This window comes from Streptomyces albicerus, from assembly GCF_008905045.1.
GTDB classification, from domain to species: domain Bacteria; phylum Actinomycetota; class Actinomycetes; order Streptomycetales; family Streptomycetaceae; genus Streptomyces; species Streptomyces albicerus.
This window is the reverse complement of sequence record NZ_VWMY01000002.1, coordinates 294,308-305,383: the sequence shown is the minus strand read 5'-3', so window position 1 is coordinate 305,383 and position 11,076 is coordinate 294,308. Positions and strand designations below refer to the sequence as shown.

General features: G+C 73.4%; 8 protein-coding genes. 5 read left to right on the top strand and 3 right to left on the bottom strand.

Going from position 1 to position 11,076, the window contains the following annotated elements; all coding sequences use genetic code 11:
- Positions 1–5: 5 nt before the first annotated feature.
- The 4 genes from GAS53_RS02925 to GAS53_RS02910 are packed head-to-tail and all read left to right on the top strand — an operon-like array spanning position 6 to position 3,848.
- Positions 6–920 carry an AAA family ATPase gene (locus GAS53_RS02925; RefSeq protein ID WP_151475823.1) on the top strand — a complete coding sequence of 305 codons (915 nt, stop codon included), beginning with the start codon at positions 6–8 and terminating at the stop codon, positions 918–920.
- 10 nt (positions 921–930) lie between these two features.
- On the top strand, positions 931–2,091 hold the full coding sequence (locus tag GAS53_RS02920; protein WP_151475790.1) for a vWA domain-containing protein: 1,161 nt from the start codon (positions 931–933) through the stop codon (positions 2,089–2,091).
- Entirely contained in the window at positions 2,084–3,187 is a 1,104-nt protein-coding gene (locus GAS53_RS02915; protein WP_151475789.1) for an XdhC family protein, read from the top strand. The genes GAS53_RS02920 and GAS53_RS02915 overlap by 8 nt, the downstream gene beginning before the upstream one ends.
- A gap of 13 nt (positions 3,188–3,200) precedes the next feature.
- Entirely contained in the window at positions 3,201–3,848 is a 648-nt protein-coding gene (locus GAS53_RS02910; protein WP_151475788.1) for an SRPBCC family protein, read from the top strand.
- Here the strand turns inward: GAS53_RS02910 and GAS53_RS02905 are convergent.
- Genes GAS53_RS02905 through GAS53_RS02895 form a run of 3 tightly spaced genes read right to left on the bottom strand, consistent with a single transcriptional unit; the run spans position 3,820 to position 7,912 of the window.
- Positions 3,820–4,833: an aminoglycoside phosphotransferase family protein gene (locus GAS53_RS02905; RefSeq protein WP_225858679.1), complete on the bottom strand. Its 1,014-nt coding sequence runs from the start codon at positions 4,831–4,833 to the stop codon at positions 3,820–3,822. The genes GAS53_RS02910 and GAS53_RS02905 overlap by 29 nt on opposite strands.
- A 57-nt stretch (positions 4,834–4,890) precedes the next feature.
- Positions 4,891–5,406, bottom strand: a complete 516-nt coding sequence (locus GAS53_RS02900) for a metallophosphoesterase family protein (protein WP_151475787.1) — start codon at positions 5,404–5,406, stop codon at positions 4,891–4,893.
- 37 nt (positions 5,407–5,443) lie between these two features.
- Positions 5,444–7,912 carry a SpoIIE family protein phosphatase gene (locus GAS53_RS02895; protein WP_151475786.1) on the bottom strand — a complete coding sequence of 823 codons (2,469 nt, stop codon included), beginning with the start codon at positions 7,910–7,912 and terminating at the stop codon, positions 5,444–5,446.
- 341 nt (positions 7,913–8,253) lie between these two features.
- On the opposite strand from GAS53_RS02895, the gene lanKC reads away from it, so the two are divergent.
- The gene (gene lanKC, locus GAS53_RS02890) at positions 8,254–11,052 is read left to right on the top strand and encodes a class III lanthionine synthetase LanKC (protein WP_151475785.1); all 2,799 of its coding nucleotides are present in this window, start codon (positions 8,254–8,256) and stop codon (positions 11,050–11,052) included.
- Positions 11,053–11,076: the final 24 nt, after the last annotated feature.

The following is an 11,076-nucleotide window of genomic DNA, read 5'->3' as shown; positions in this document are numbered from 1 at the left end:
GGACGATCGGCGACGGCGGACCGGCTCGCGGTGCGCCGGCCTGGCCGGAGGGCCCCGACGACGTGCGGGAGCGGCTCGAAGGGACCGGGTATCTCGTCGACGAGGGGCTGGCGGTCGCGTGCTTTCTGGCGCTGCGGCTGCGTCGGCCGATCTTCTGCGAGGGGGACGCGGGCGTGGGAAAGACCTCGCTCGCGTCCGCCCTCGCCGCCGCGCTGGACGCCCCGTTGATCCGCCTCCAGTGCTACGAGGGCATCGACGCGTCCCAGGCGCTCTACGACTGGGACTTCCCGCGCCAGCTGCTGCATCTGCGGGCGGCCGAAGCGGCCGGTGTCACCGACGCGGACCGCCTTGAGGGCGAGCTGTACGGGCGCCGGTTCCTGGTCGCCCGGCCGCTGCTGCGGGCCCTGGAGACCCAGCCGTGCGTGCTGCTCGTCGACGAAGTCGACCGCGCCGACGACGAGTTCGAGGCGTTCCTGCTGGAGCTGCTGTCCGAGTACACGGTCACGATCCCCGAACTCGGCACCCTGCGCGCCGAGTCGCCGCCGGTCGTGGTGCTCACGTCGAACCGCACCCGAGAGGTGCACGACGCCCTGAAGCGGCGCTGTCTGTACCACTGGTTCGACCATCCCGGCTTCGCCCGCGAACTCGCCATCGTACGGCGGCGGTTGCCGGGGGTGACGGCGCGTCTTGCCGAGCAGGTGACCACTCTCGTCCAGGCGCTGCGCAGGGAGGATCTGGTGAAGCCGCCCGGCGTCGCGGAGACGATCGACTGGGCGGAGGCGCTGGACGCGTTGGGCGCGACGGAGGTCGACGCGGAGCTGGCGGTGGCGACTCTGGGCTCGGTGCTGAAGTACCGGGAGGACATGGAGCGAGCCCGCGGGCTCGATCTGGCGGCATTGCTCGCGGTGCGCGGGGCATGAGGTGAGGAGCATGGAGCGCGAGGCCGGAGCAGCGGACCACGCCGGGTCGGTGGCGGTCGACGCGCCCGCCGTGCTGGTCGGCTTCGCCCGGGCCCTGCGCGCCGCCGGGGTCGACGCGGGACCCGACCGCGTACAGGCCTTCCTCGGCGCGCTCGACGTGCTGCGGCCCGGGATGCGGTCCGACGTGTACTGGTCGGGGCGGCTCACGCTGTGCGGGAGCCGGGACGATCTGGAGCGCTACGACCGGGTGTTCGCCGCGTACTTCGGGGGCACGGCCGCCGAGGGCCGGGCGGCGCGCGGCGCTCCCCCGCCGCGGCTGCGGGTGACCGTACGGGAGGCGGCGCCGACTCCCCGTACACCGCTCGAAGGCGAGCGGGACGCCGAACCCACGGCCGCCCTCGCGAGCTCCGCCGAAGTGCTGCGGCACCGCGACTTCGCCGGGCTCACCGAGGCCGAGCGGGGCCAACTGCGGCGTCTGCTCGCCGTGTTCGCATTGCGCGGCGAACCCCGGCGTACCGCACGGCTGCGGCCGGCCCGGCGCGGGGTCGTCGATCCACGGCGCACGGTGAGGGAGGTGCTGCGGCGAGGTGGCGAGCCCGCGCTGCCCCGGTTGCGGGCGCGGGCCGAGCGGCCGCGCCGGGTGGTGCTGCTGGTGGATGTGAGCGGTTCGATGGCGGCGTACGCGGACGCGCTGCTGCGGTTCGCGCACGCCGCCTCGCACGGCGGCCGGGTGCGCACCGAGGTGTTCACCATCGGCACCAGGCTGACCCGGGTGACCCGTGAGCTGACACACCGCGATCCCGACACGGCGCTGGCCGCGGTCGCGGCGGCCGTACCGGACTGGCGCGGCGGCACCCGGCTCGGCGAGCTGCTGCGGGCCTTCCTCGACCGGTGGGGGCAGCGCGGCATGGCACGCGGCGCGGTGGTCGTCGTGCTGTCGGACGGCTGGGAGCGCGGTGATCCGGAGCTGCTCGCGGCCCAGATGCGACGCCTCCACCGGCTGGCCCACCGCGTGATCTGGGCCAATCCCCGCAAGGCCCGCCCCGGGTACGCGCCCCTCGCCGCCGGTATGGCGGCAGCGCTGCCGAGCGTTGACTCTTTCGTCGAGGGACACAGCCTGGCCGCGCTGGAACGCCTGGCCGCGGTGGTGAGAGGAGCGGACGATGCGTGAGATCCTCCCGGCGCTCAGCCAGTGGTACACGGAGGGCTCCCCCTTCGGGCTCGCCACCGTCGTCGCCGTCAGCCGGAGCGCGCCGCGCGATCCGGGCGCCGCCATGGCCGTCGGGCCCGGTGACGAGGTCGTGGGCAACGTGTCCGGCGGCTGTGTCGAAGGCGCGGTCTTCGAGCTGGCCCAGGACGTGGTGGAATCCGGCGAGGCACGGCTCGAGACCTTCGGGTACAGCGACGAGGACGCGTTCGCCGTGGGGCTGACCTGCGGCGGGGAGATCACCTTGCTCGTACGGCCCGTCACGGTCGACCTCGACCCGTCCTTCGGGGCGGTCGCCGAGTCCGTGGCCGCGGGCCGCCCGGTGACCGTGGCGACGGTCATCGACGGCCCGGCGCAGCGCGGCGCGACGCTCGCCGTCTGGGAGCACGAGGTGTCCGGCACACTCGGCACGACGGGCCTGGACGTGGCGGTGACCGCCGACGCACGGGGCGAACTGGCCCTGGGCGCCACAGGTCAGCGGCACTACGGCCCGCACGGCGAGCGGCGCGAGGACGCCGTGACGGTATTCCTGCACTCCTTCGCTCCCCCGCCGCGCATGCTGGTCTTCGGGGCGATCGACTACGCGGCGGCGGTGGCCCGTATCGGCGCCTTCCTCGGCTACCGGGTCACCGTGTGCGACGCCCGCCCCGTCTTCGCCACCCCGAAACGCTTCCCGGAGGGCGTGGAGGTCGTCGTCGAGTGGCCGCACCGCTATCTGCACTCCACCGCCACCGACGAACGCACGGTGATCTGCGTCCTCACCCACGACCCCAAGTTCGACGTCCCGCTCCTTGAGGAGGCGCTGCGCCGGCCGGCCGCGTACATCGGGGCGATGGGCAGCCGCCGTACGCACGACGAACGGATGAAACGGCTGCGGGAAGCCGGGCTCGGCGAACCCGAGTTCGGCAGGCTCCGCTCGCCGGTCGGCCTCGACCTCGGGGCACGTACGCCCGAGGAGGTGGCCGTGTCCGTCGCCGCCGAGATCGTCGCGCTGCGCTGGGGCGGCAGCGGCGCTCCGCTGACGGCGACGGCCGGGGCGATCCACCCGTGGGAACAATGACGAGGAGGAACTGATGGAACTGCACCACGAGTTCACCGTCCCGGTCCCGGTCCAGGAGGCCTGGCCGATGCTCCTCGACATCGAACGGGTCGCTCCGTGCATGCCCGGGGCGACCGTGGACGAGTACGACGGCAAGACCGTGACCGGCTCGGTGAAGGTCAGGGTCGGGCCGGTCACCGTGACGTACAAGGGCACCGCCGTCTTCGAGGAGCAGGACGAGTCCGCGTACCGGATGGTGCTCATCGCCAGTGGCAAGGAGACCCGCGGCCAGGGAACGGCGCGGGCCACCGTCACGGGCACGCTCACCGAACAGGACGACGGCGGTACGGCGGTGTCGGTCCGCACGGATCTGACCGTGACCGGGCGCCCGGCCCAGTTCGGGCGCGGGGTGATGGCCGAGGTGGGCGACAAGCTGGTCGGACAGTTCGCGTCGTGTCTCTCCGAGCAGCTTCAGCAGCGGCCGGAGCCCACGGCCGCCGAACCGGCGGACACCGCGCCCTCGCCCGTCGAACCGATCGACCTCCTGAGGACGGCGGGTCCGTCGGTCGCCAAGCACGCCGTGGCCGCCGCGGCGGCGGTCGTCGTCGCGGCGCTGGTCGTCCGGCGGCTCAGGGGACGTCGCGCAGGTCGTCTCAGGCGTCGTCGCGGAAGTCGGCGATGATCGCGTCGAGGTGACGCAGGGCGGTGGTCACGCGGGCCGGGTCCTGCTGGAAGAACGGGTCGTCGGGCACGGGCAGTGACCCGGCGAGCGCCCAGCCGCGCCCGCGCGCCCAGGTGGCGTCGTCCACGTCGAGCACCTCGCGGAAGGTGCCGCGCGCCTCGTCGGGGAGGAACTTCCACGCGGGCAGCACGTCGACGGCCGGGTCGCCCACGCCCAGCGTGCCGAAGTCGATGACCGCGCTGAGATGGCCGTCGACGGACAGCAGGTTTCCGGTGGCGAGGTCGCCGTGGAACCAGACCGGCGGCCCGTCCCAGGCGGGCGCCGCGAGCGCCGCCTCCCACACGGCCGTGACCACATCGGTGTCGACCATGCCCCGCAGTTTGGCGATCTTGGGCCGGACGACGGCCTCGGCGGCCAGCGAGTCGCGCTCGTCACCCATCGGCACGCCGCGGAACGCGTTGCTCCACTGCGGTCCGGGGCCGCCGGTGGCGTCGATCTTCCGCAGCGCGGTGATGAACTCGGCCAGCTGCTCGGCCGCCCGCACCGGATCGGCGAGCCCTTCGGTGGTCGCCGTCTCACCCTCCAGCCAGCGGTAGACCGACCAGGGGAACGGGTAGCCCTCCCCCGGCTGCCCCACCGCGAGCGGCTCCGACACCGTCAGCGGCAGCTGCGGGGCGAGCAGCGGCAGCCACCGGTGTTCCCGCTCCACCTGCCCGATCCAGCGGGAGTAGCGGGGCAGCCGTACGGACAGGACGTTGCCCAGCCGGAACGTCGCGTTGTCCATCCCGGACCGGGGAACCGGCGAGATCGGCAGCTCCGCCCACTGCGGGAACTGCGCGGCGAGCAGCCGGCGGACGAGATCGACGTCGATGGTCACGTCGTCCTCGTCCTCGTGGTCGATGGTCACGTCGTCGTGGTCGATGCTCACCTCGTCGTCGTGGTCGAGGGTCACGTCGTCGTTGGCGTGCGAGTCACCGGATGACAAGGGTCAACTCCTGGGTGCGGACCGGGATGCGGCCGACCCATCCCATCTGCCGGACCGTCAGCCGTCCACCGAATTACGGGGCGGCAGCTTGTGCAGCTGGACGTCGGTCAGCTCGCCGTTCGCGACGGTCGCGGTCATGTACGTGCAGTGCGGCTGGCGTCGGCGGTCGGTGGGCGAGCCCGGGTTCAGGAGCCGCAGGCCCGTGGGAGCCGTGGTGTCCCAGGGGATGTGGCTGTGGCCGAAGACCAGGACGTCGAGGTCGGGGAAGCGGGCGGCGCAGCGGCTCTCGCGGCCCTGTGCGGCGCCCGTCTCGTGGACGACTCCGAACCGCAGTCCGTCGAGCTCGGCGTGCGCGACCTCGGGGAGGCGGGCCCTGAGCGCGGGACCGTCGTTGTTGCCGTAGACACCGATGAGGCGTTGCGAACGGCTCTCCAGGAGGTCGAGCGTGGCGACGTCCACCCAGTCGCCGGCGTGGATCACGACGTCGGCGCGCGGTAGTTCGGCGAGGAGCGGCGCGGGGAGTTGCCTGGCGCGCTTGGGGAGGTGGGTGTCGGACATCAGCAGGAGGCGCACGCCGCTCAGCCTAGGGTCCTTCTCCCACGGAGATCCGTCAGGAGGGCCCTGGGGCGGGCGGTTCGGTCAGGACGAGCTCGGCCCACACCTGTTTGCCGCCGCTGACCGGCACCGTTCCCCAGGCCGCCGACAGGGCCTCGACGAGGAGGATGCCGCGGCCGCCGGTGGCCTCCCAGCCGATGCTGGTGGGCTTGATGGGTGTACGCGGTGAGATGTCGGCGACGGCGATGCGGAAGCGGCTGTTGATGAGGGTGAGGTCCAGGCGGACCTGGCCGTCGGTGTGCACGAGGGCGTTGGTGACCAGTTCGGAGACGACCAGGAGGATGGCGTCGGAATCCTCCGTCACGCCCCAGGCGCGCAGGGTGCGCTTGGTGAAGCGGCGGGCGTGCCGGACGGCCTCGGGTACGCGCCACACCGTCCAGCTCTCGCGCAGCGGCCGTAGGTCCATGCCGTCGTAGCGCATGAGGAGCAGGGCCACGTCGTCGCTGCGGTTGGCGTCCGCGAGCAGGGCGTCGGCGACGAGTCCGAGGCGGGCGGGGTCGGCGGCGGCCAGCGCCTCGGCCAGTCGGTCCAGACCGTCCTCCATGTCGAGTTCGGCGGACTCGACCAGGCCGTCCGTGGTGAGGGCCACGACGGTGCCGGGCTGGAGCGGCAGCGGGCTCATCGGGAAGTCGGCCTGTGTGATGACGCCGAGCGGCGGGCCGCCCGCGGTGACGACGATCTCGGTGCTGCCGTCCGGGTGGCGCAGGACGGGCGGCAGATGTCCGGCGCGTACGCACCAGGCGGTGCCCTCCGCCAAGTCGACGTCGACGTAGCAGCAGGTGGCGAAGAGGTCGGTCTCCATGTCCATGAGCAGCCGGTTGGCGTGCGAGACCACCACGTCCGGGGGGTGGCCCTCGACGGCGTACGCGCGCAGGGCGGTGCGCATCTGGCCCATGAGGGTGGCGGCTCCGGCGTTGTGTCCCTGGACGTCGCCGATGACGAGGGCGACGTGGTTGTCGGGCAGCGGGATCACGTCGTACCAGTCCCCGCCGACCTCCAGGCCCGCCGTGGTGGGCAGATAGCGGGCGACGGCGACCGCGCCGGGCAGGGGCGGCAGCCGGCGCGGCAGGAGGGTGCGCTGGAGCATGCCGACGAGCTCGTGTTCGGCGTCGAAGGCGTGGGCGCGCATCAGGGCCTGGCCCGCGAGTCCCGCGGAGGCGGTGAGCAGGGCGCGCTCGTCGGGGCCGAAGTCGTGCGGGGTGTCCCAGCCGATGAGGCAGGCGCCGGCCATACGGCCGCCGGCCGGCAGCGGCAGGACGGCGAGGCCGCCGGGGCCGACGTCGGCGAGCGCCGGTTCCAGCGGGGTTCCGGCGGGCCAGATCGCCGCACGGCCCTCGCGCAGGGCGGCCGCCAGGGTCGGCATGGTGCGTACGGGCGCGTCGGGCCACTCCGAGCGCCACTCGGTGCGCCACACCTCGGGCCAGGCCTCCGGCTCCGGCGGGTCGAGGACGGTGACGACGAGGCGGTCGCCCTCCAGCTCGGCCAGGGCGATCCGGTCGGCCATCAGGGGGCGGCGCAGGGCGGTGACGACGGCCTGGCTGACGTCGCGGACGGTGCCCGCGGTGGCGAGGGCGGCGGCGAGGCGCTGGACGCGAGCCACTTCGTTGCCGCCGGAGCGCAGCTTCGAGGCGTCGGCGACGGTTCCCACCAGCCGGGAGGGGCGCCCCTCGGCGGCGGCCAGCAGCCGGGCGCGCAGCCTGAGCCACCGCTGCTGGCCGGTGGGCTGGAGGATGCGGAACTCCAGCTCGCGTTCGCCGATGGACATGTGGTCGGCCTCCACCACGGACATCAGTGAGGGCAGGTCCTCCGGCACGGTCATGCCCAGCAGGGTCTCGACCTTGCCGTCGAACTCGTCGGGGTCGAGCCCGAACAGCTCCAGCATCTCGTCGTCGACCTCGACGTGCCCGGTGTCCATGGCCAGGCTGAACGAGCTGCTGGCCAGTTCCTCGGAGACGGTGTCCCCGGACGTGGGCGGGAAGGAGACGGCCTCGGCGAGCAGCTCCAGGCACTTGCGGTCCTCCGTGTGGAAGCCGCCAGGGCTCTCGCTCACGGCGACCAGACACCCGCCGCCGCGCGGGTCGGGCGGCAGCGGCACGGCGGCCAGCCAGAAGTCCCCGGCGGGCATCCGCCGGGCGCCGGGGCTCACCGCGAGCTCCTCGGGGCTCAGCCACAGAGGCTGCCCGAGCCGATAGGCGTCCGCCGCGGGCGAGCCGCCGGAGAGCGGGTAGCTGTCACGCAGCCCGTACAGGGCCCGGGGCACACCCGCCGACTCGATCAGACACAGCTGGTCACCGCCCTCGCCCGGCGCGTACACGACGGCGATCGTCGCGCCACTGAAAACGAGTGCCTGTTCGAGCACGCTCCGCAGTCGTTCCACGGAGCCGAGATCCGCGTGGAGCGCCTTGAGGGCAAGTTCGGCACGCAGCGTTCTCGTTCTGCGTCCCGCAGCGCCCTCACTGACCACGTCCGCAATTACAGCGCTTCCAGGACGCTCGCGCAGCCCCTGTGACCGTTCCGGGGCCAGGTGGCGGGTCGGCGGGCGTACGCCGGGCCGGGGCCCCCGACGCCTCGACGGCCCCACGACCGTCCTCGGACGTCACCGAAAAGTCCACCGGCAGGGGTCACGCTGCGTATGGCGGGTGGGCGCGGTGCGCGCCGGGCCCGGAGCCGCCGGCGGCTTGTGAGGACGTCCCGGATGTCCGGAAAGAAGCCGTGCATTCTTCACGGTGACCTCATGACAGCCGTGACTGTCCCGGGCCCTCGGCCGGATGGAAGGCTCGGGCGGGAGCCGTCGAGGGGAATCCGATGGACGAGCGGTACGAGGTCTACGCGCTGGCCGACAGACACTTCTACGAAACGCCGGACCGATCGGCCGGGGAGGGCAGCGACGCGGCGCCCGCCTACGAGCCGGCCCGGCGTCCGGTGCCTGAGGGGTGGCGGGCGGCGCGGATCGGGGACTGGCTGACGATGACGCCCGTCGACGGGGAGGGCAGGCCGCGGTCCGGGCCGGCCCAGGGCTGGAAGATCCACTCGTCGGCCACGCGGGAGAACGCGGAGCGGATCGCGGCGGCCGTGTGGGACTACTGCGTGCCGCGGCGGATCCCGTTCAAGTTCGTGCCGGGGCCGCATCTGCTCCATCTGCGGAACGTCAAGTACGCCGCCCGCGACACCAGCGGGAAGTTCGTCACCGTCTACCCGGCGGACGAGGAGCAACTCCACGTCACCCTACGGGAGTTGGGTGAGTTACTGGACGGCCTTGAAGGCCCGTACATCCTCACCGACCTGCGCTGGAACGACGGGCCGCTGTATGTGCGCTACGGCGCGTTCGCGCGGTCCTTCGTCGTCGATGAGCGCGGCACGCTCGTGCCCGCCGTGCGGAACGGCGAGGGGCGGCTCGTGCCGGACCGGCGGGCGCCCTCCTTCCAGGTGCCGGAGTGGGTGACGCTGCCGGCGTTCCTGGAACCGCAGCTGGCGGCGCGCAACACGACGACCGTGGGCGACCTGCCGTACCGCATCGAGAAGGCCCTGCACTTCTCCAACGGCGGCGGGGTTTACGCGGGCGTCGACACCCGGGACGGGCGCCGGGTCGTCCTCAAGGAAGGGCGGCCGCACGCGGGCCTGGCCGCCGACGGGGCGGACGCCGTCGCCCGGCTAGAACGGGAGAGGTACGCCCTGGAGCGGTTGTCCGGGCTCGGTGTGGTGCCCGAGGTGCGTGACTGGTTCACGCTCGGTGACCACCGCTTCCTCGTCATGGACTTTCTGGAGGGGCGGCCACTCAACTCCTTCTTCGCCGAACGGCATCCGCTGCTCTCCCCGGAGCCGGACCCCGCCGCCGTCGCCGACTACTCGGCCTGGGCGCTGCGCATCCACCGCCTGGTCGAGCAGGCGGTCGAGGCGGTGCACGCGCGCGGGATGGTCTTCAACGACCTGCACGTGTTCAACATCATGGTCGCCCCCGACGAACAGTCGGTCGCCCTTCTCGACTTCGAGGCGGCGGCACCGATCGAGGAGAACGGCCGCCAAGTCGTCGCCCACCCGGGGTTCTTCGCACCGCCGGACCGGACGGGCGCGGACGTGGACCGGTACGCGCTCGCGTGTCTGCGGCTCGCGCTGTTCATGCCGGTCACCACGCTGTTCGTGGTGGACCGCGCCAAGGCGGCGCACCTCGCCGAGGTCATCTCCGGGCAATTCCCGGACGTACCACGGCAGTTCCTGGAGGAGGCGGTCGCCGAGATCACGCGGGTCTCCTCGACTCCCTCGGCGGACGGACCGGCTCCCGCGGCCGCCTCGCCGAGCCCCGCGGCCGCCTCATCGAGCCCCGCGGCCGCCTCATCGAGCCCCGCGGCCGCCTCACCGGCTCCCGAAGCCGCCTCGCAGTCCGCCGCCGCCTCGCCGTACGCGACCCTCGCCGAGCCCGGCGACTGGCCGTACAGCCGTGACTCCATGGTCAAGGCGATCCTCGCCTCGGCCACCCCGGAGCGCGACGACCGCCTCTTTCCGGGCGACATCGCCCAGTTCTCCGACGGTGGCGGGCTCGGACTCGCGTACGGAGCGGCGGGCGTGCTGTACGCCCTGGCCGAGACCGGCGCGGGCCGGTACGAGGAGGGCGAGCGCTGGCTGCTCGACCACACCGACCCGGTGCCGGCCGGAACGCCGCTCGGGCTGTACGACGGGCTGGCGGGCGTGGCGTACGTACTCGACCGGCTCGGGCACCGGCAGCGGGCGCTGGACCTCGTCGACGGTGTGCTCACGGAGAAGTGGCGGAAGCTGTCGTCCGACCTGCGCGGAGGGCTCGCCGGACTCGGCCTGGTGCTCGACCGACTGGCGTGCACGACCGGGGAGTCGGAGCTGGACGCACGGGCCGCGGAGGTGGCACGGATCCTGCGGGAGCGGCTCGCCGAGCCGCGGCCCGGCCCGAAGAAGAACCGGCGTGCCGGGCTCCTCCGCGGCGCGAGCGGGCCCGCGCTGTTCCTGCTGCGCCGCTATGAGGCGACCGGTGACCCCGCGCTGCTGACGGCGGCGGCCGACGCGCTGCGGCGGGACCTCGAATGCTGTGTCGTACAGCGGGGCGGCAGCCTGGAGGTCGACGAGGGCCGGCGCACGCTGCCCTATCTCGGCGACGGCAGCGCGGGAATCGGCATGGTCGTCGACGACTACCTCGCGCACGTGGAGGCGGGCCGGGAAGAGGACGGCGGAGACAGGGCCGGCCTGGACGAGGACAGCGAAGACACAGCGGGCCGGGGCGAGGACAGCGAAGACACAGCCGGTCGGGACGAGTTCGAGCGGGCGCGCTCGGGCATCCTGATCGCCGCCACCTCACGTTTCTACGCGCAGCCCGGGTTGTTCCAGGGCCGGGCCGGCATGATCCTGCATCTGAGCCGCACGGGCGCGGCTGCCGAACAGCTCGCCGCGCAGGTCGCCGGGCTCGGCTGGTTCGCGATGCCCTATCAGGGCCAACTGGCCTTCCCCGGGCACCAGATGATGCGCCTCTCCATGGACCTGGGCACCGGAACGGCAGGGTGCCTGCTCGCGCTCGGCGCCGCCCTCGACGGCGAGGTCCCCGCCCATCTGCCGTTCCTGCCGCCGCCGCGACGGCAGCCCTGATACGCGGTTCCGCCGCACGGCGGA

Bases quoted from the DNA above. Each gene is read 5' to 3' on its own strand.
- GAS53_RS02915 (WP_151475789.1), top strand. From the start codon at position 2,084: ATGCGTGAGATCCTCCCGGCGCTCAGCCAGTGGTACACGGAGGGCTCC.
- lanKC (WP_151475785.1), top strand. From the start codon at position 8,254: ATGGACGAGCGGTACGAGGTCTACGCGCTGGCCGACAGACACTTCTAC.
- GAS53_RS02920 (WP_151475790.1), top strand. From the start codon at position 931: ATGGAGCGCGAGGCCGGAGCAGCGGACCACGCCGGGTCGGTGGCGGTC.
- GAS53_RS02910 (WP_151475788.1), top strand. From the start codon at position 3,201: ATGGAACTGCACCACGAGTTCACCGTCCCGGTCCCGGTCCAGGAGGCC.